Source organism: Myxococcus vastator (genome assembly GCF_010894475.1).
In the GTDB taxonomy this organism is placed as follows: Bacteria; Myxococcota; Myxococcia; order Myxococcales; family Myxococcaceae; genus Myxococcus; species Myxococcus vastator.
The window spans coordinates 1-18,797 of sequence record NZ_JAAIYB010000126.1; the positions used below are offsets into that span (position 1 = coordinate 1).

Genomic DNA, 18,797 nt, shown 5'->3' on the forward strand with positions numbered 1-18,797 from the left:
CGTCGGGGCTCATCGGGGCAAGGCGTGGGGATAGCACCCCGAACCCGCCAGCGTCACCCGGCGCCGCGCGTCAGTCGCGCCCGATGCCGATGTAGGTGAAGCCCTCGCTCCGGGCGAGCCGCGGGTCGAGCACGTTGCGGCCGTCGAAGATGATGGGGCGGCGCATCAAGGCCCGAAGCCGCTTGAGGTCCGGGCGTCGGAACTCGTTCCACTCCGTGACGAGGAAGATGCCATCCGCGCCCTCGGCGGCCTCGTAGCAGGTGGGCGCGTACGCCACCCGGTCACCGAAGTACTGCCGGGCCACGGGGCTGGCCACCGGGTCATGGCACTGCACGCGCGCGCCCTTGCCGAGCAGCCCTTCGATGAGCTCCACGGAGGGCGCCTCCCGCATGTCATCCGTCTTCGGCTTGAAGGCCAGCCCCCACACGCCGAAGGTGTGGTCGGCGAGGCTGCCGTAGAGCTTCAACGCCTTGCCGAGCAGACAGCGCTTCTGCCGCGTGTTGGTGGACTCCACGGCCCGCAGCAGGTCCAGCTCCAGGCCCGCTTCGCGCGCGGTGGACATCAGCGCCCGCACGTCCTTGGGGAAGCAGCTGCCGCCATAGCCGATGCCTGGGTACAGGAACGCATAGCCGATGCGGCGGTCCGCCCCCATGCCCTTGCGCACCTGGTCCACGTTGGCGCCCACGCGTTCGCACAAGAGGGCCATGTCGTTCATGAACGAGATGCGCGTGGCCAGCATGGCGTTGGCCGCGTACTTGGTGAGCTCCGCGGAGTGCGCGTCCATGAAGAGGATGGGGTTCTCCGTCCGCACGAAGGGCGCGTACAAGTCCCCCATCAGCTTCCGGGCGCGCTCGGACGAGGTGCCGATGACGACCCGGTCCGGCTTGAGGAAGTCATCCAGCGCGGCGCCTTCCTTGAGGAATTCCGGGTTGGACACGACGTCGAAGGCCACGTCGGTGGTGCGCGCCACCACGGACCGCACCCGGTCCGACGTCCCGACGGGCACGGTGCTCTTGTTCACGATGACGGTGTAGTGGCGCAGGGCCCGGCCAATCTGTTCCGCGGCGGCGAGCACGTACTGGAGGTCGGCGTCTCCCCGCTCCGACTGGGGCGTGCCCACCGCGATGAACACCACCTGGGCCGGCGACACCGCCTCCGGCAGGTGTTCGGTGAAGCGGAGGCGCTGGGCGGCGCCGTTGCGCCGGACCAGCTCCTCCAGGCCCGGCTCGTAGAGCGGGAGCGCCCCGCGCCGCAGCGCCTCCACCTTCCGCGCGTCCAGGTCCACGCAGGTGACGTCATGCCCTGACTCCGCGAAGCAGGTCCCCGCTACGAGCCCCACGTACCCCGTCCCGATGATGGCAATCCGCATGGCGCTGTCTCTCCCGGACGTCGCGAGCCCCCTCGCTCCGCCCCCAGGACGTAGTCCTCCAACGTCCGTGCCCGGTGCTCCGCGGTGTGCTCCGCCAGCACGCGTTGCCGCGCCCGCTGCCCCATGGCCTGCCGCTCCCGCTCGGGGACTTCCCGGAGGTAGCGCAACGTCTCCTCGCCGGAGCGCGAGACGAAGAGTTCCCTCCCCGGCTCGAAGAAGGTCTCCAGGCCCGCCCAGTCGTCACTGATGATGGGGACGCCGCAGGCGGCGGCCTCGAAGAGGCGCACGCTGGGCGAATGGCCCGCCCGCACCATGTCCGCGCGGGTGACGTTCAGGGTGTAGCGCTGGGCGCTGTAGAAGGCGGGGTGCTCCGGCGGCGCCAGGTGCTCCATGCGCGTGACGTTCTCCGGCCAGCGGAGCCCTTCGGGGTACTGGGGGCCCGCCACGGCGAAGCGCCCTTCGGGCCACGCCCGCGCGGCGTCCAGCATCAGCCGCTCCAGCACCGGCTGGCGGTCCTCGCTGTAGGTCCCCAGGTAGCCCAGCTCCCAGCGCGGCTCGCACGGCGCCGGGACGTGCAGCTCCGGATCACAGCTACAGTAGAGCGGCCGCGCGGCGGGGGAGCCCAGCTCCCGCTCGATGCGCTCCAGCGTGGGGCCGCCCGTGAAGGACAGGTAGAGCCGGTAGCCCGGCACCAGCTCCGGCCGCAGGTACTCACAGGCGCCTCGCGCCAGCCGCGCGAGCGTCACCGGCGTGTCGATGTCATAGAAGGCGGTGATGCCCCGCGCGGTCCGCTGCACCCACGCGCCGACCTCCACGCCCCGCGGGACGTAGGAGCCCACCAGGACCAGGTCCGCCTGACGCACGTGCGTCGTGAAGCGCTCGGCCAGGTCGTCCAGGCTGGCATACAGCTCGGTGCGCCCGTGCGGCGGGTTCGGCAGGTCCCGGTTGGCGGCGTACCAGGGGACGTCCCGCTCGAGGAACCACACGTCATGCCCGCGCCGCGCCAGCCCACGCACCAGCCCGCGATAGGTGGTCGCATGGCCGTTGCCCCAACTGGAGGTGATGGACAGGCCGAGGATGACGACCTTCATGCGACGCACTCCCGCGTCGGAGAGGCGGCCCCGGTCCCAAGGCCCAGGGCCGCCTCCACCTGGGAGACGCGATGCGTGTACGTGTGTCCGGCCAGCACGCGCCGGAGCGCGGCCTGGCCGATGCGCCGGGCCTCTGCTTCCGTCAAGCGGCGGACGTGCTCGGCCACTTCCTCTCCGGAGCGGGCCACGAGCACCTCCCCTCCCGGGTCCAGGAAGCGCTCCACGCCCTCGAAGGCATCGGTGATGAGGCAGGCCCCCGCGCCGGCCGCCTCGAATACACGCGTGGCGGGAGAGAAGCCGAAGCGCGCCATGCTGTCGCGGTGGATGTTGAGCACCGCCCGCGCCGAGCAGTTCAGCGCGTTGTGTTCGTGCGTGTAGACGTGGCCCAGGTGCGTCACGTTGGCGGGCAAGGCGCGCGCCTCCCAGCCACTGCCGCCCAGGAGGAAGCGCGCGCCGGGCAGGTGCTCCGCGGCCTTCAGGAAGAAGTCCTCCACGCGGGCTTCGCGGTCCGGCAGCCGGTTGCCCAGGAAGGCCAGGTCCCCGGTGAAGCGGGCGTCCACCGGCGCCGGGTGGTGTGTGGAGGGGTCCAGCGCGTTGTAGATGGGGACGCACTGGCGCGCGCCCAGCGCCCGGTAGGCGGACACCACCGGCTCGCCACCGCCGTAGGTGAAGACGAGGTCATACCGGGGCACGAGCGCGCGGAGCGGGTCTTCCGGATGCTGCTCCAGCCGCTCCAGCGTGGCGGGCGCGTCCACGTCCCAGAACACGACCTGGGCGCCAGGACGCTTCAGGTCGAGCACACGGGCCTCCAGCAGGGCATCGAACACCCCCACGCCGCTGGCCTTCACCACCACGTCCGCCTGACGCGCTTCCTCCAGGCACCGCTCCACGTCGGCCGTCCCCTGCTCGGTGTAGACGACCACGCGCGCCCAGTCCGGGTCCGCCATGTCGCGGTGCTGCTGCCGCCCGAAGGCATCCGGTTCGTAGAAGGTCACCCGGTGCCCCCGCGCATGCAGCGCGCGGATGAGGCCGCGGTAGTAGGTGGCCGCGCCGTTCCAGTAGGCGGAGACGAGGCTGGAGCCGAAGAATGCGATGCGAAGTCCCCTGCTCATGCGGTGACCCTCCCCCGTGACAACGGCCCCGCCTGCGTGGCCTGGGGCACCAGTGATGCGTGGATGCGCAGCAACTCGTCCACCCGGTGCGCGCACGTGTGGCGCGCCAGCACCGTGCGGCGCCCCTGCTCGGCGAGCGTGCGGCGCAGGTCCGCGTCCGCCAACAGCGCGCGCAGGTGGCCGCGCATCCGCGCGCCGGAGTCCGCGACCAGGTAGTCGCTTCCCGGCGTGAAGAGGCCTTCCACGTCGCGCCACGGCGCGCTCACCAGCGGGATGCCACAGGCGAGCGCTTCAAAGGGGCGGATGGTGGGAATGCCCGGCAGGGACGTGGCATAGGGCCGCCGGGGGACATGGAGCGTCACGCGCGCCCGCGCGAAGGCCGCGGGCACCCGGTGGTTGGGCAGCCACCCCGCGTAGGTGAGGCCCGCCTGCGCCAGCGCCGCTCGCGCCGCGTCAGGGTAGCGCACCCCGTGCACCCGCGCCGTCAAGCCCAGCGCCTGTGCCGGGCCGAGCAGGAACTCATGCAGCTCCGCGGTGCGCTCCTCGTCGCCCCAGTTGCCAATCCAGACGACGTCGTCTTCCGGCGACACCTCCGGCCGAGGGTGGAACACCCGCGTGTCCGCGGCCTCGTGCCACGTCCACGCGCGCCGGGCCCAGCCTTGCTCCAGGTAGAGCCGCCGGAGGACGTCGCCAAAGGCGAGCACGCCGTCGTAGTGGACCAGCTCGTAGCGGGCCAGCTCCTCCCGGGCGCTCACGCCGCGGTGGTGCGTGTCATGGAAGAGCAGGCGGTAGGCGTCGCTCACCTGGCGACGCTCGCCCAGGCGACGCACCAGCGCTGGCGGGTTCCATTCGTGGACGATGACGAGCTGTGCCCCTTCCAGGGCCCGGTCCAGGTCCAGCGTCGCCAGGTCGTAGCGCTCCGGCCGCACCCGCGGGTAGACGCGTCGCACTTCCTCCAGCATCGCCGGGCCCTCCGGCTCCTCCAGGAGGTTGCGCAGGCTCCAGGCCTCCGCGGGCTCGAAGACGCGGACGTCGTGGCCGCGCAGGGACAACTCCGTCACCACGCCGCGCAGGAAGTGCGCGTTGCCGTGGTTCCAGTCCGACAGGAGCGAATGACAGAAGAAGACGATGCGCATGCGCGGTGGCCCTTCCATCCTCAAGGCGCGCCCAACGTGAGGCCGGCGGGGTGACGGACCGGCCACGCCCGCGGTGTCGCGTAGAGCCGCAGGTAGTCCTCCGCCATGCGGCGCGGGCTCCAGGTCCGCGCGCGGGCACGCGCTTTCGCGGCCATGCGCTCCCGCTGGGCCCCATCCTCGAGCAGTCCTCGCAGCGCCCAGGTCAGCCCATCCAGGTCCTCCGGGTGAACGAACACCGCCGCGTCCGCCCACACCTCACGGAGGCTGGGAATGTCACCCAGCACCAGGGCACAGCCGCAGAGCGCGGCCTCCAGCGCGGACAGGCCAAAGGGCTCGTAGCGCACCGGCATGGCGTAGATGGCGGCGCGAGCCATCCAGGCCGCGAGCGCTTCCGGCGAGAGGGGGCCCAGCGGCTCGGTGCTGCGTGCCCGTGCCACCTTCCCGCTCCCCGGGTGTCGCAGCTCGCCCGCCACGCGCACGGGGCAGGCCAGCCGGGGCGCCACCGCCTCCAGCGCCGACAGGTTCTTCGCCTCGTCCCACATGCGGCCCGCGGCGAGGACGAACAGCTCCTTGGGCGCCGCGGTGAAGGGCTCGGCCCGGCGCGCGTTCGGGATGACGCAGGTGGGCGGCGACAACGGCCCATAGTGCCGCTCGAGCGCACCGAGCATCGCCGCGCTGGGCGCCACCACGCGGTCCGCGGCGCGCAGGCCGCGCTGGACCTCCCGCCGGTAGCGCGCGTATCGCGCCGGCGCGGGCTCCCCGAGGACGGCCTCCCACCAGGACAGGACGCACGAGTGGGCCACCACCACCGAGGGCGCCCGCCAGGGCAGCGCGCCATGGGCGTAGCCGTTGAGGTGGATGACGTCGGGCGCCAACGCGGCCTCCAGCGCCAGCAGCCACTCCCCGGACGCGCGCACGTCCTCCCAGGGCGCGTCCATCCACTCCAGGCGGTAGGTGCTCTCGTGGAGGCGCAGCCCCGGGACGGCCGCGGCTTCATCGGCCTGTGGCGCCGTCACGGGCGCGCCCAGGGTCGCCAGCTCCACCTGGACGCCGGCGTCGGCGAAGGCTTGGCAGAGCTCCAGCGCGTAGGTCCACACGCCCCCCACCGTGTCGGTGGTCATCAGCACGCGGCGAACGGCGCGCCCGCTAGCCGGCGTGGACTTCACGCGCCCCTCCCTGCCCGGACGCCACCGGCCGCTCGCGCATCAGGGTCCGCAGCCAGGCGTGGAGCCGGTCCACGCCCTCGGCGATTCCCACCTGGGGCGCCCACCCCGTGGCTGACTGGAACTTGCGGGTGTCGGAGACGTAATAGCGCTGGTCCCCCGTCCGCCAATCCTCGAACTGGAGCGCGGGCCGCAGGCCGGTGCGCTGAGAGATGAGCCCCAGCAACTCCAGCAGGCTCACCGTCCGCGACGGGCCGCCGCCGATGTTGAAGGCCTGCCCCTTGAGCCGTCCGATGTGCTGCTGCGCCAGGCCAAGCGCGCGCACCAAATCTCCCACGTCGAGGAGGTCGCGCACCTGCTTGCCATCGCCGTAGAGCGTGAGGGGCCGGCCTTCGAGCATGCGCAGGAGGAAGTGCGCCACCCAGCCCTGGTCCTCGGTGCCGAACTGCCGAGGGCCGTAGATGCAGCTCATCCGGAACACCACCGTCCTCAGCCCGTAGGCCCGCGCATAGTCGAGCACGTACTGGTCCGCCGCGCCCTTGGAGCAGCCATAGGGGCTCTCGAAGTCCAGCGGGCAGGCCTCCCCCACGCCGTGACCGCGCAGGCCCGTGTCCCGGGGCTCGTAGCGGCTGGGCTTCTGGACGAGCTCCACGCCCGGCATGCCGCCGTAGACCTTGTTGGTGGAGGTGTAGACGAGCGAGGCGGGCCGCTCCATGGCACGCAGCGCCTCCAGCACGTTCAGGGTGCCCCCCGCGTTGACCTCGAAGTCGGTGAGGGGCGTCTCCAGGCTGGTGGTGACCGCCACCTGGGCCGCGAAGTGGAAGACCTGGCTGGCGCCGATGACGGCTTGCTTCACCGCATAGGCGTCCCGGACGTCCGCCGTCATCACCTCCAGCCGGGCGCCATGCCGGGCCTGGAGCCACCGCAGGTTGTGCACCACGCCGGGGCGCGTCAGGTTGTCGACGACGCGCACGGTCCGCCCTTCCGACAGGTAGTGGTCCGCCAGGTTGGAGCCGATGAAGCCGGCCCCGCCGAAGATGACCGTCCTGCCCCCCTCCACCTTCCAAGGTTCCGCCGCGCTCATACGGTCAGCCCTCGCGCCTCGAGTTCCGCGCGCGCCTCCGCCACGCGGTCCGTCGCCACCTGGCCTTCAAGCCACGACGACAGCTCCGCGAGCCCGTCATGGAAGGAGACCTGGGGGGCGTACCCCAGCAGCTCACGCGCCAGGGAGATGTCCGCGAAGCAGTGACGGATGTCGCCCATGCGATAGCGACCCGTCACCGCGGGGCGGAGGCCGGGGCGCCCCATCACCTCCGCGAGCGCCAGGGCCACTTCCTTCACGGTGATGGACTGTCCACTGCCCACGTTGACGACGTGTGAGTCCGCCCCCCGCGCGTCGAGCGCCAGCGCGCAGGCGTTCGCTACGTCACGCACGTGGACGAAGTCCCGCTGCTGCAGGCCATCCTCGAAGACGAGTGGCGGGCTCCCATTGAGCAGCCGCGCGCCGAAGATGGCGAGCACGCCGGTATAGGGATTGGAGAGCGCCTGCCGGGGGCCGTAGACGTTGAAGAACCGCAGCGCCACGGTGGGGATGCCGTAGGCGCGGCCCAGGATGAGGCACAGCCGCTCCTGGTCGAACTTCGACAGCGCGTACACGGAGGAGAGCGCGGGTGGCTTGGACTCCGGCGTCGGCACGGGCGTGAGGGGTTCGCCCCCAGGGCCTTCCAGCTCCCACTTCCCGTCCGCCAGCTGCTCCAGCGGCCTCTGCCCGCCGGGGATGCGCCGGCCATCGGGCGCGCGCGCCAGCCCCTCCCCGTAGACACTCATGCTGGAGGCCACGACCAGCCGCTCAATCGGACGCTCGATGAGCGCCTCCATCAACACGGCGGTGCCCAGGTTGTTCACCGCCGTGTAGTGGGCCACCTCGTACATGCTCTGGCCCACGCCCACCGCCGCGGCGAAGTGGTAGACGGCGTCAACGCCGGCCAGGGACTGGCGGACCACGTCCCGGTCACGCACGTCCCCCACCACCAGCTCCACGTCGGGGGACAGGTACTCCGGGCGGCGCCGCGCCTCACCGTGGACCTGGGGCACCAGCGCATCCAGGACCCTCACGCGGTGGCCGCGCGCCAGGAGCGCATCCGCCAGATGCGAGCCAATGAAGCCCGCGCCGCCCGTGATGAGAAGCTGTCTTTGCCTCATGTCGCCCCCCGGCGCACGCAGGCAGTAGAGGTTCATCACCACCGCCATGCATTGCTGAAGGTAGCCACCGCACCTGTTGGTGCTAGCCATCTGCTACCGACGTTCATCCCAGTCAGCCGCCCGCACGCGCCCCAGCCTCATCCGGGCTGGCGCCCAGGGGAGCGGCCCCGTCACGGCCGCACCTGGGCCGCCGAGGCGGCGAGCCCTACGCGGCCACGGGCGTCAGGGGTGATGGGGACAGCTCCGGGAGCAGGCCGCGCGTCTGCTTGCGCACCAGCGACGCGTAGTAGCCGTCACGGCGCATCAACTCCGCATGCGGGCCCTCCTCGATGATGCGGCCATCCTTGAGCACCAGGATGCGGTCCGCGTTCACCACCGTGGAGAGCCGATGCGCGATGGCGAAGGTGGTGCGGCCCTTCATCAGCTCGCCCAGCGCTTCCTGCACCAGCGCCTCGCTCTCCGCGTCGAGCGCGCTGGTGGGCTCGTCGAGGATGAGGATGGGCGGGTCCGTCAGGAGCGAGCGGGCAATGGCGATGCGCTGCCGCTCGCCCGCGGACAGCCGGTTGCCGCGCTCTCCCACCAGGGTGTCGTAGCCCTGCGGGAGCCCCAGGACGAACTCGTGTGCGTGGGCCGCGCGCGCGGCGGCCTCGACTTCCGCGTCCGTGGCCTGGGGCCGTCCATAGGCGATGTTCCCCCGCACGCTCTCGTTGAAGAGCAGCGCGTCCTGGAGCACCACGCCGATGTTGCGCCGCAGCGACAGCTGCTTGAGCGTCCGGATGTCGCTCCCGTCAACGCGCACGACGCCCTGGTCCGGGTCATAGAAGCGGCACAGCAGGCTCATCAGCGTCGTCTTGCCCGCGCCGCTGGGCCCCACCAGGGCCACCGTCTCTCCGCGCCGGACGTCCAGGGAGATGCCGTTGATGAGCGGCCTGCCCGCGCCGGAGGGATAGGCGAAGTGGACGTCCTCGAACGTCACGTCACCGCGCAGGTGCGTGACTTCGTGCGCGTCCGGCGCGTCGCCCAGCGAGTCCTGCGCGTCCAGGATGGCAAAGACCTGGCGGATGGCCACCGAGGCCGTCCGCAGCGTCTTGTACACGCCGCTGAGTCCCTGCACCGGGCCGAAGAGCCCGCCGATGTAGCCCAGGAAGGCCACCAGGGTACCGACGGTGAGCTGGCCCTTCATCACCAGGAGGCCGCCCATGCAGAGGGACGCGACGCGCGCGACGAGCACGGTGGTGTTCTGCCCCGCCGTCACCGCCGAGTCGAACGCCACGCCCCGGGTGACGACGGTGTTGGCGTCATGCACGCCATGCAGGAAGCGCTGCTTCTCCCGCTCCTCCATGGCGAAGCTCTTCACGGTGATGATGCCGGAGAGCACCTCGTTGAAGCGGGCGTAGATTTGCGTCCACCGCTCCAGCAGCGTCTCCTCCCGCCGGGCCTGCGCGGGCGCGGCGCGCCGGGCGATGAGCACCGGCAGCGGCGCGAAGGCCAGGGCCAGCAATGCCAGCCGCCAGTCGAGCTGGAGCATGACGCCCACCGCGATGCACAGGTACACCGCCGCGGGGATGACGTTGAAGGTGAGCTCGGTGATGGCACCCACGAAGCCCTGGAGCCCGCGGTCCATCCGCGTCATCAGCGCGCCCACGCCCTCCTTCCGGTGAAAGCTCAACGGCAGCCGGTGCAGCCGCGACACGGTGGCCTCGTTGAGGGCGAAGTGCACCTGGATGCGGGTGCGCCAGGTGAGCCAGTTGGACGCGGCGCCCAGCGCCTCGCGCGCCAGCCCCATGAGCACCAGCAGGCCCACGCCCATCAGCACCGGCTTCGTGGCGTCCTCGCTGCCCAGTTGGTCGAAGATGGCCTTGAGGACCAGGGGCTCCAGGGCGCTCAGGCTCGCGGAGGTCAGGACGAGGAGCAGGATGAAGACGATGGTGCGACGGTAGGGCCGCAAGTAGCCCAGCGCTCGCCACATCGCGCCGCGTGAGACGGAAGGGGTCTGCATGGTCAGGCGAGGAACGGTGCTCGGGTTCCGCGCCTTCCGGCGTCCAGACAGGGCCCGATGCCTCCGCGTCTCGGGAGACGGGCATGCGGACGCTCTCACGCGTAGAGCCTGTCGAGCGTCTCCGCGACCTGGATGAGCTGCTCGTTCTCCGGCGTGAAGCGCTTGCCCTGTGCCAGGCGGGTGGCCCAGTCCACGGCGGCCCGTCCGCCCCAGCCATCTGGCGGTTCAGCGAGCCGCTCACGCCCGGTGCCCCGGAAGGCGTCCGCCGTGAAGTCGTAGAACGAGCCCTTCACGTTGCGGAACGACACGCCCCCCTCCGTCCCGTAGAAGGACGCTTCAATCACCGCGTCGCAGCCGGCCGACAGCTTCCAGGAACAGGCGAGCTGGACGGCGGTGCCTCCCTCCAGCTCCAGCACGGCGGCGGCGTAGTCCTCCACGCCCGCCTCCCGGCCACGCAGCGGCCGTCCCTGGGCGAAGCGCTGGCTGCTCACCCGGCGGACGGCGGGAAAGTCGAGCACCCACAGCGCCAGGTCCACCAGGTGGATGCCCAGGTCCATGACACAGCCGCCCCCAGCGAGCGCCGCGTCGTAGAACCACGGCTTGTCCGGACCGTAGGCATTGTGGAAGACGAGGTTCACCGCAAACACGCGCCCCAGCGCGCCGGACTGGTGGTGCGCGCGCAGCCGGCGCAGCCCTTCCGCGTAGCGGTAGCTGAAGTCCACGCCGAGCAACACGTCCGACTTCCGGGCCGCCGCCACCACGCGCCGGACCTCTTGGGCCGTGCGGCCCAGCGGCTTCTGGCAGAACACGGCCACGCCGCGCTCCAGCGCCTGGATGGACTGCTCCGCATGGACGGCGCTGGGCGTGGCGATGACCACGCCGTCGGGTGAGAGCGCGAGCAGCGCGTCCAGGGAGTCCACCCGCTCACACCCTGGCGCGAGCGCCCGCGCTGCCTCGGCGGCGGCCTCCGAGGGGTCCGCCACGCCGACGACGTCCACCTGGGCCTCCTTCACCAGGGCCTCCATCCGGTGGCGCCCAATCCAGCCCACGCCCAGAAAGCCCAGCCGGGGGCGGCGCGTCACGGGCGCACTCATGGCGTGACCAGGGCCTTGAGGAAGCCGTTCGGCCGGGAGCGCAGGGCCTCCAAGGCACGGTCGAGCTCCTCCAAGCGGAACTGGTGGGTGAAGAGGGGAAAGGGGTCCAGCGCGCCGGAGGCCACGGCCTCCACGGCGAGCCGGATGCCCTCCACGTAGACGCGCGGGTCGCGCTCGTGAGCGTTGATGACGTCCAGGCCGCGCCAGTTCCACAGCTGCATGTTCACCTGCCGGGGCCCGTCCTGGTGGTAACCCGCGATGACGAGCCGGCCCCGCTCCCGCGTGAGCTCGCCCGCGAGGTCCAGCGGCCACTGCGAGCCCACGGCCTCGATGACGCGGTCGCAGAAGGCGCCGTCGGTGAGGGACTTCACGCGGTCGATGATGCGGCCGTGGTCATCCATGGGGATGCATTCGGCGGCGCCGTAGGCCCGCGCCAGCTCCAGCGAGAAGGGCCGCCGGGAGATGGCGAGCACGCGCGCGCCCGCGTTCGCCGCGAGCCGTGTCACCACCGCGCCCAAAAAGCCGATGCCGATGATGGCCACCGTCTGCCCCGCCTGGAGGTCGCCGCGGCGGAAGATGTTCATGGCGCAGCCCAGCGGCTCTCCCGGAAAGGGCTTGCCCGCGAGCGAGGGCGGCAGCGCCACGGCCGAAGACGCCTCCACCACGTCGTACTCCGCGAAGGCCGCCGAGGAGAGCGTGGCCACCCGGTCTCCCGCGCGAAGGTCCGTCACCCCGCTCCCCACGGCATCCACCACGCCCCAGCCCTCGTGCCCGGGCGTGCCGGGCTTCATCGGATAGCGGAACCAGTCGCGGCCCTCCCAGGTGGGCAGATTGGAGCCGCACACGCCACAGCCCTCCAGCCGCACGCGCACGGCGCCGGGGCCAGGCTCGGGCCGGGCGATGCGCTCCACCCGTGTGCGCCCAGGCCCTGCAACCACCGCGGCCCTCATCATTCCGTCCGACATCGCGTCCTCCTGTCCCGCTCCGCGCTCCGTGCCGCCAGCCTGGACACCATGGGTCGGGAGCCCCGCGCGCGGAAGGGCCGCTTGCCCGGCCGTGCCGCCGTCGCTCGCCGTGGGCGGCGTCACTGCGCGTACCGGCGCGTCATCCGCGCGCAGAAATCCGCGAACTCCTCCACCTGCCGAGGTGGGCTCGTGTGGTGGTCCGTGAGGCCGCGGGAGCCAGGGGTGAAGCAGTACGTCAGCGTCACGTCGAAGCCGCCGACCGCGCGCATCTGCCGGTCGAACCACGCCTCGGCGCCGGGCCGGTGGCTGTCCGCCCAGCTCAGGCCCGTGCGCAGCTTGCGCACGCCCATCTTCCGCAGCCAGGCCACGGCGTCATCCAGGCGGGGGTCCTCGAAGTGGAACCACTGGCAGATACCGAGCTGGGGCGTGTAGTCCGCGAAGTGGCGCACGGCGCGCTTGGGCGTGCCGTCCTCGCGCAGCAGCCCCATGTAGAAGTGCCGGTAGTACGACGAGCCCTCCGCCTCCCGGTGGCGCGTGGTCGCGGGCCAGGCCTTGGGCAAGTCGTAGAGGCTGTACCAGTGCACGCGGTCCACGTGGCCCAGCAGGAGCTCGGCGGTGCGGCGCAGCCCGAACTCCTGCACCTCCTCCGCGCCGAAGGTGGACACGCCCACCTCCGTCACCCAGACAGGGTGGCGTGACACGGCGCGAATCTCCGCCAGGCGCTCGGGCCATTCGTCCAGCTGCCAGTGGTTCCAGTCGAGCGGAAAGCCATGCACCGCGACGACGTCCACCTCATCCAGGGCGCCCAGCTCCTCCATGCGGCGGAGGAAGGACGCGTCGATGGGCGCCATTCCTCCCAGCACGCGCGGCAGCCTGGAGTTCTCCGCGCGCACCGCGGCGCCCGCCAGCCGCACCATCCGCGAGAAGATGCCCCAGTCGGCATCGAGCCCGAAGTCCCAGTGCGACAGGTTGTTGGGCTCGTTCCACAGCTTCACCGCCTCAACCAAGAGAGCACCTCCGGGCGCGTGCTTCACCGGCACAGCCATGACGAGGGTGCGCAGCACGCAGGAGCTTTCCAAGTAAGGGCGGGCGTATGGCGCGACGCCTGTCCGGCGGGCCCATTCCCAGCGAGCAGGCGGAGGAGCGGGCAGGGCCGCGGACCGGCACCCCCGTGCTCGGGCTGGCGGGGGCGGCTCAGACGAGGTTCTTCATGCGGACGACCAGGTTCGTGTCGCTGCTCCCGAGCGTGCTCGCGTCGTCCGTGGGGATGACGTAGCCCTCATCGGCGCCCACGTGCTTCCGGTAGAAGTCCACGACGCCAGCGTCCTGGACATTGGACGTGGTGCTCTTCTTGATGCCGTACGCGGAGCCGTCCGCGTTGCGCGCCTTGATGGAATCCGGCGCGGATGACAGCAGGTCGTCGTGCGTGCCCGACACCCGGCCGCCCTCCTCCGGCTGCATCGTCATCGAGGCGTTGTGGCCCTCGATGTAGCTCACGTCGTAGTACGTCTTGCCGAAGCCCCCGTCGAACTTGACCTCGCCCAGCGTGGCCGCGCTGCCGTCACCGGACGTGCTCCGGAAGTTGCCGGACCAGTTCTCCGGGAACTGGAGTGTCTGCGTCTTGCCCGGCGCCAGGGTGACGGAGTCCAGCTCCTTCTCCCCCGCGTTGGGGGTGAACTTGATGGTCATCGGCGTGTTGCCGTCGTTGGTGAAGGTGATGGTGTTGCCATCCTTCGACACACCCGGCGCGCCCGTGGGGCCCGCGACGGCCTTCGCCTGCGAACCGGCCGGAGCGGCGGGAGCAGCCGAAGCGGCCCGCGCCGGCTCGAAGCGGTCCACCTCGCGGTTGGCTGGCGCGCTGCCCGCGCCCTTCGCCTCGGAGACCGGGTGAGCGCTGCCCTGCGGACGCTGGGCACCCTCGCCGCCCAGCACGCGGGTGGCCTCCGTCAGCAGCTGGGCCAGCCGGGAGAGGTTCTGCGTCAGCGCCTCCACGCCCTGCCCCTTCGCCGCGCCCGTCGGGCCATCAAAGCCGTCACGCTGGAACAGCTGCCGCAGCGGGTCCATCTGCCCCGCCCCCGTCAGGGACTGCCGCGGCGCCGCGGGGCGCTCCATTCCGGATGCGCGCTGGAGGGTGGGGCTGGAGACGCACGAACGGGAGACGGGGGAGAGCGCCATGGCGAGGGGTCCTCGGCTTGGGGTGGATGCCGCCACGTAGAGCAGGCGCCGTGCCATGTCCCACCTCCCCACCTCGCTCCGCACAACCTGCCGAAATCGCTCAAAGAGGGCGCTGACGGCGGCCGCATGGCGTCACGCCTGAAGGGCGGCGTCCTGGTGACTCGCGCACCTGCCTGGTGTTCGCTGTCACCACCCCGGCCCGGCGCCCGGAGCCCAAGGCCTACAGCAGCTTCTGCCCCAGCACGTCGAACGCTTCCAGGTTGCTCGCGGCCGCGGGGCTGGCCCGGTAGTCCTCCGCCAGGAGGGTCCAGAGCATGAGGTCGCGCCACGTTCCGTCAGCGGCCCGGAGGCGCTGCCGCAAGGTGCCTTCGTGGGTGAAGCCCAGCTTGCGGGCCACCGCGATGCTCGGGACATTGAGCGGTTCGCAGTGAATCTCCACCCGGCGCAGGCCCTCCAGCTCGAACGCGACACGGGTGAGCGCCGCCGCCACTTCGGTCGCCAGCCCCTGGCCCGTGTGCTGGGCCGCAATCCAATACCCTATCTCCCGAGTCCCCTCGCCCCCACGGGGATGCAGCCCGCAGCCGCCCAGGACCTCCGTCCCACCCCGGTCGAACACGGCATAGGTGAAGTCTTGTCCCAGGTCGAAGCTCCCGCGAAACCGCCGCAGGACGGCGGCCTGCTGCGTCACGCTCATCGGGTAGTCGCCCGCCCAGGGCAGCCAGGGGCGCAGATGTTCAAGGCTGGCGTCAATGGCGCGGAGCGCACGCGCGGCGTCAGCGGGTGACCAGCAGCGGAGCAGGGTTCGCGCGGTCTGGAGGGTGTACGCGGGCCCGGAGGGAGTCGGAGTCATGACGAACCAGTGGAAGTGGAAGGGACGTTGGCCCCTTCCATCCCACGGAGTCTACGACAGAGACGGAAGCCAGACAGGCCACGAGCAACACGACGGCCACGGCCTTGGCTTGTTCAATGCCGCGACGCCCTCCCGTTTCGTCTAACGCACCACGTGCAGCTGGGATGCACTCACCCCATCGCCTCGCACCTGCACCTCCAACGCCCCTGCCTGCGCCGCGCGGAAATAGAACACCGCTTCCTGCTGCGGCCCCTCCAGAGACATGGCGCCGCTGCCACTCAAAGGCACCAGGGCCTGCGTACACGCCGCGTCCCGGAAGAAGGTCACTGCGCCCACGTCGCCCTGCGCCTCCACCACCAGCAGGGACGAAGCCAGGGCGGACAGATTGCCCAGGGCGTCCTGGCTCTGCACCACCAGCGCGGCCGAGCACGCGCCCGCCGCCACGTCTTGCGGTGGTGTCAGGAAGGCCACCTGCGCCGCCGCGTCCGCCACCACGTCCACATCGAAGGTGGCGCCCGGCAGCGTCTCCCTGGCATAGCCCGCGCCACTGATGCGGTTGCGGCTGATGACGTTGGCCCCGCCCAGGTCCGAGATGCCCGCCTGGTACGGCACGCCGTTCGCCACCACATCATGGCTCAACGTGTTCTCCACCACGAGCAGCCGTGAGGATTGCGCCAGCGGCCCGCCGTCCGCCTCCGCTTGCGACAGGTCGATGCCCACGTCGTTCGCCTCCAGCGTGTTGCCCTGGATGAGGACGTCCTCGCACACCGGGCCGCTGTAGTAGGCCCCACCCGCGACGAGGATGCCGGCCGCCACATAGCCGGTCCCCGAATAGACGTTGCCGGTGACGCGGTTGCCCAGCACCTGTCCCGTGGCGCCGAAGCTCAGCTGGATGCCATTCCTGGCGATGACCTCCGACGGACCGCCGCCCTCCACCACGTTGTCCTCCACGGCCACGTCCACCCGGCCCGAGGCCACGACGCCCGCCTTCTGGTAGCCCGCGACGTGGTTGCGCATGACGTCCACCTGGACCACCTGGGAGGCGTCCTGGGCGTTTCGCACCTCGATGGCCACGCCCTCCTGGCAGGCGCCCCGGCCCTCATCCTGATGCAGCGCGCGCACCTCGCTGTCGGTGATGGAGCCGCTCGCCCCGATGAAGCGGATGCCACTCAAGCCGGCCTCCCCCGCGTCACAGGCCCGCTCCGACAGGCCGCGCGCCTCCACCACCACATCGTGGACGTGGGCCGTGTCTCCCCGGTTGCGGAGCACCGCCCCCTGGAAGCGGCCGCCTTCGGGGTCCACCGCCGTCACCACGTGTCCGGCGCCGTCGAAGGTGACTCCCTCCGGGATGTACAGCGTGCCCTCCGTCGTGCAGTCCGCCGTCAACGTCACGCGGCCGTCCTCCCACCGGGCGGAGCAGGGAGGAAACGCGCCACAGCGCCGGTCGTCCCAGCGAATCTGGAACAGGTGCGTCGCGCTCATCCCCGACACATTCGTGACGGTGAGCCGCACCGAAGGCTCCACGTCCGCCGGGACACACGACAGCGCGGACCAGCGCACCTCGCCCCGCGTCCCGTCCTGGGTGGCGGTTTCCAGGAGGCCGGTGTTCGCGGACCACTGGAAGGTGAGGGCCTCGCCGCGCGGGTCCTCCGCCACCGCCTGGAGCAGGACGGGCTCCGCGCCCAGGGTCTCCGTCCGCGACTGGGCCGTGGAGACGATGATGGGCGGCAGCCGCTGCACCACGCACACGTCCACCGCGCCGACGTGCTCACCGCCACGGTCATCCCGCATCGTGACGTGGAACTGGCACGCGCCACAGGCTCCGGAGGGCGGCGTGGACGGCGTGAAGCGAGGCGACCGCGCGTTCGCGTCGTCGAAGGTGCCGTCGCAGCTCGCCGTCCACGCGTAGGTCAGCGCATCTCCGTCCTCGTCCCGGCCCTCCGCCTGGAGCTGAAGGGAATCGCCGTACGGGACCTCGCCGGAAGGAAGGGAGCTCAGCTCCACCAGCAGCGGCCAGCGATTGAAAGCGGCCGCGCCGTCCGCGCCGAAGCCATGGTCCCGCGCCACCCGCACGGGGAAGTCCAGCGTGGCCCCCAGGCCCACCGCGTTCGTCACCTGGAGCGTCAACGTGACGAAGCCGGCCGCCTCCGGCGCCGTCCAGATTGGGGCCGGGGCGCTGGCGTCACTGAAGCTTCCAGCCGAAGCCCGCCAGGCATACGTGAGCGCCCCATCCCCGGACGCGGCCTCCGCCACCGCGCGCAGCGCCACCTCCCCTACGGGCCGGACCTCCGCCGACGAGCCCAGCACCGCGTCGATGAAGGGCGCTCCGGGGGCGCCGGGGGCCATGGCACGCGGGACCAGGACGACCAGCGCCGTCCGGTGCGCGCCTGTCACCACGCTCGGGACGTCGATGTGCGCCAGGACCTCACCGCCGTCGCCGCGGACGGTGGCACTCGCCTCAACCTCCCCTCCGGAGGCAATCCGCCGCACCAGCCCCTGCCACAGGCCGTCGCCCCCCGCGAGCACCGCGCCCGCGGCTTCTCCCTCCACGGGCGTGAGCGTGGCGCGGACCTCCGTGACGGACCCGGACGCCAGCGTGCGCGGCACCACCACCATCACCCGCGCCGAAGCGGAGGGCTCCAGGTGGATGGGCAGCGGGTCCTCAGGCAGACACCCCGTCGTGGCCACCAGCACCAAGAGGCCCGCGAGGCGCCAGGGGCTCAGCGTGTCCATGGGACTCATCACGGCATCCTCCAGGTGGGACAGGAATTCGACACTCTACCACCTGCCTTCCATGCAACGCGTCAGTGGACGTTCCGGCGAGCCCCCCCTCCAGGGCCCCCTTCCCGTTGACTGCGCGACGTGGACGCGGGCGCCACGCCCTGAGCCGGCGCACGGAGCGTCATCCCACCTTCTCCTCCCCGAGTTCCGTTGCCCCCCAATCACATCCACTCCCACCTGGACATCTCACCAGGACCCGAGCAGGGGGGGCTTGTCCACCTCCAGCGCCACCGACATCCGTGGAGTCCATATTGCGCCGCATCACTTCACACTATCGATGCCTTCTCACCGAGCACCCGCTCAGAGAGAGGGCACTGTATGAGTCGAAGTCGATGGCGGTATTTCGGAAGCATCCTGGTTGGAGCCCTGGCACTGCCAGTCGTGGGGTGCGCGGGCGAGGAACCCAGCCAGGCGGCGCTCCAGAGCAGCCCGGGTGAGGACCTCCACACAGCGGAGCTGAGCATGGCGTCCCTCCAAGAGGGCTTTCAGGACGCCTCCTGCGGGTACGTTCCCTGCCCTGTCTTCGTGAACGGAAACGTCCTGACGCTGGCAGGCACCTGCGCCACCTCTTCCACCCTGCTCATACCGGATGGGTACGTCCTGGATGGAGCAGGGAACTACATCATCGCGGTGGACCCGCCAGGAGGCCACTTCACCGGTCCCATCGCGCGCAACTGCGGCGGCAGCGCGTTCTACGTCAACCTCGGGCTCATGGCGATGGGCCTTTCAGACGCACCCCTTTAAACATCTTGCTTGACGTAATCGACGGTGCCGGCAGCGAGGACGCGTGACGTCGCGACCTGTCGGCGCACCTCGCTTCCTGATGCGTAGCCCTTCTTCTTCCGTGGCTTGGGCCCGCG

At 71.3% G+C, this 18,797-nt stretch carries 15 protein-coding genes; 1 reads left to right on the top strand and 14 read right to left on the bottom strand.

The features are described from left to right. Window positions 1–70 precede the first annotated feature (70 nt). The 14 genes from G4D87_RS14870 to G4D87_RS14935 all read right to left on the bottom strand — a co-directional run bounded on the left by G4D87_RS14870 (window position 71) and on the right by G4D87_RS14935 (window position 17,898). On the bottom strand, window positions 71–1,369 hold the full coding sequence (locus G4D87_RS14870) for a UDP-glucose dehydrogenase family protein (RefSeq protein ID WP_163782725.1): 1,299 nt from the start codon (window positions 1,367–1,369) through the stop codon (window positions 71–73). Then, window positions 1,327–2,460, bottom strand: coding sequence for a CgeB family protein (locus tag G4D87_RS14875; RefSeq protein WP_163782726.1), 1,134 nt, complete (start codon window positions 2,458–2,460; stop codon window positions 1,327–1,329). The genes G4D87_RS14870 and G4D87_RS14875 overlap by 43 nt, the downstream gene beginning before the upstream one ends. Then, complete coding sequence (locus tag G4D87_RS14880) at window positions 2,457–3,572, bottom strand: CgeB family protein (RefSeq protein ID WP_163782727.1); 1,116 nt, start codon at window positions 3,570–3,572, stop codon at window positions 2,457–2,459. The genes G4D87_RS14875 and G4D87_RS14880 overlap by 4 nt, the downstream gene beginning before the upstream one ends. Next, entirely contained in the window at window positions 3,569–4,708 is a 1,140-nt protein-coding gene (locus tag G4D87_RS14885) for a CgeB family protein (RefSeq protein ID WP_163782728.1), read from the bottom strand. The genes G4D87_RS14880 and G4D87_RS14885 overlap by 4 nt, the downstream gene beginning before the upstream one ends. 20 nt (window positions 4,709–4,728) lie before the next feature. Further along, window positions 4,729–5,829 carry a glycosyltransferase family 4 protein gene (locus G4D87_RS14890; protein WP_163782735.1) on the bottom strand — a complete coding sequence of 367 codons (1,101 nt, stop codon included), beginning with the start codon at window positions 5,827–5,829 and terminating at the stop codon, window positions 4,729–4,731. 25 nt (window positions 5,830–5,854) lie between these two features. Further along, complete coding sequence (locus G4D87_RS14895) at window positions 5,855–6,955, bottom strand: NAD-dependent epimerase/dehydratase family protein (protein WP_163782729.1); 1,101 nt, start codon at window positions 6,953–6,955, stop codon at window positions 5,855–5,857. Continuing rightward, entirely contained in the window at window positions 6,952–8,163 is a 1,212-nt protein-coding gene (locus G4D87_RS14900; protein WP_275902285.1) for an NAD-dependent epimerase/dehydratase family protein, read from the bottom strand. Before G4D87_RS14900 ends, G4D87_RS14895 begins: the two co-directional genes overlap by 4 nt. 115 nt (window positions 8,164–8,278) lie before the next feature. Beyond that, entirely contained in the window at window positions 8,279–10,072 is a 1,794-nt protein-coding gene (locus G4D87_RS14905) for an ABC transporter ATP-binding protein (protein ID WP_163782730.1), read from the bottom strand. 95 nt (window positions 10,073–10,167) lie between these two features. Then, window positions 10,168–11,166, bottom strand: a complete 999-nt coding sequence (locus tag G4D87_RS14910) for a Gfo/Idh/MocA family protein (protein ID WP_163782731.1) — start codon at window positions 11,164–11,166, stop codon at window positions 10,168–10,170. After that, a complete protein-coding gene (locus G4D87_RS14915) occupies window positions 11,163–12,131 on the bottom strand; it encodes an MDR/zinc-dependent alcohol dehydrogenase-like family protein (protein ID WP_163782732.1) in 969 nt (322 codons plus the stop codon). Before G4D87_RS14915 ends, G4D87_RS14910 begins: the two co-directional genes overlap by 4 nt. Before the next feature lie 119 nt (window positions 12,132–12,250). Further along, the gene (locus G4D87_RS14920) at window positions 12,251–13,177 is read right to left on the bottom strand and encodes a glycoside hydrolase 5 family protein (RefSeq protein WP_163782737.1); all 927 of its coding nucleotides are present in this window, start codon (window positions 13,175–13,177) and stop codon (window positions 12,251–12,253) included. 148 nt (window positions 13,178–13,325) lie between these two features. After that, window positions 13,326–14,306, bottom strand: a complete 981-nt coding sequence (locus tag G4D87_RS14925) for a glycoside hydrolase 64/thaumatin family protein (RefSeq protein WP_163782733.1) — start codon at window positions 14,304–14,306, stop codon at window positions 13,326–13,328. A gap of 220 nt (window positions 14,307–14,526) precedes the next feature. Next, complete coding sequence (locus G4D87_RS14930; protein WP_163782734.1) at window positions 14,527–15,156, bottom strand: GNAT family N-acetyltransferase; 630 nt, start codon at window positions 15,154–15,156, stop codon at window positions 14,527–14,529. 141 nt (window positions 15,157–15,297) lie between these two features. Continuing rightward, window positions 15,298–17,898: a right-handed parallel beta-helix repeat-containing protein gene (locus G4D87_RS14935; RefSeq protein WP_205507588.1), complete on the bottom strand. Its 2,601-nt coding sequence runs from the start codon at window positions 17,896–17,898 to the stop codon at window positions 15,298–15,300. A gap of 564 nt (window positions 17,899–18,462) precedes the next feature. Between G4D87_RS14935 and G4D87_RS38895 the strand changes: the two genes are divergently transcribed. Next, entirely contained in the window at window positions 18,463–18,681 is a 219-nt protein-coding gene (locus G4D87_RS38895; protein ID WP_205507589.1) for a hypothetical protein, read from the top strand. Window positions 18,682–18,797: the final 116 nt, after the last annotated feature.

What these genes read in the sequence shown, in the direction of transcription:
- G4D87_RS14870 (WP_163782725.1), bottom strand. Translation starts at nt 1,369, where the DNA reads ATGCGGATTGCCATCATCGGGACGGGGTACGTGGGGCTCGTAGCGGGG.
- G4D87_RS14875 (WP_163782726.1), bottom strand. Translation starts at nt 2,460, where the DNA reads ATGAAGGTCGTCATCCTCGGCCTGTCCATCACCTCCAGTTGGGGCAAC.
- G4D87_RS14880 (WP_163782727.1), bottom strand. Translation starts at nt 3,572, where the DNA reads ATGAGCAGGGGACTTCGCATCGCATTCTTCGGCTCCAGCCTCGTCTCC.
- G4D87_RS14885 (WP_163782728.1), bottom strand. Translation starts at nt 4,708, where the DNA reads ATGCGCATCGTCTTCTTCTGTCATTCGCTCCTGTCGGACTGGAACCAC.
- G4D87_RS14890 (WP_163782735.1), bottom strand. Translation starts at nt 5,829, where the DNA reads ATGACCACCGACACGGTGGGGGGCGTGTGGACCTACGCGCTGGAGCTC.
- G4D87_RS14895 (WP_163782729.1), bottom strand. Translation starts at nt 6,955, where the DNA reads ATGAGCGCGGCGGAACCTTGGAAGGTGGAGGGGGGCAGGACGGTCATC.
- G4D87_RS14900 (WP_275902285.1), bottom strand. Translation starts at nt 8,163, where the DNA reads ATGGCTAGCACCAACAGGTGCGGTGGCTACCTTCAGCAATGCATGGCG.
- G4D87_RS14905 (WP_163782730.1), bottom strand. Translation starts at nt 10,072, where the DNA reads ATGCAGACCCCTTCCGTCTCACGCGGCGCGATGTGGCGAGCGCTGGGC.
- G4D87_RS14910 (WP_163782731.1), bottom strand. Translation starts at nt 11,166, where the DNA reads ATGAGTGCGCCCGTGACGCGCCGCCCCCGGCTGGGCTTTCTGGGCGTG.
- G4D87_RS14915 (WP_163782732.1), bottom strand. Translation starts at nt 12,131, where the DNA reads ATGTCGGACGGAATGATGAGGGCCGCGGTGGTTGCAGGGCCTGGGCGC.
- G4D87_RS14920 (WP_163782737.1), bottom strand. Translation starts at nt 13,177, where the DNA reads ATGGCTGTGCCGGTGAAGCACGCGCCCGGAGGTGCTCTCTTGGTTGAG.
- G4D87_RS14925 (WP_163782733.1), bottom strand. Translation starts at nt 14,306, where the DNA reads ATGGCGCTCTCCCCCGTCTCCCGTTCGTGCGTCTCCAGCCCCACCCTC.
- G4D87_RS14930 (WP_163782734.1), bottom strand. Translation starts at nt 15,156, where the DNA reads ATGACTCCGACTCCCTCCGGGCCCGCGTACACCCTCCAGACCGCGCGA.
- G4D87_RS14935 (WP_205507588.1), bottom strand. Translation starts at nt 17,898, where the DNA reads ATGAGTCCCATGGACACGCTGAGCCCCTGGCGCCTCGCGGGCCTCTTG.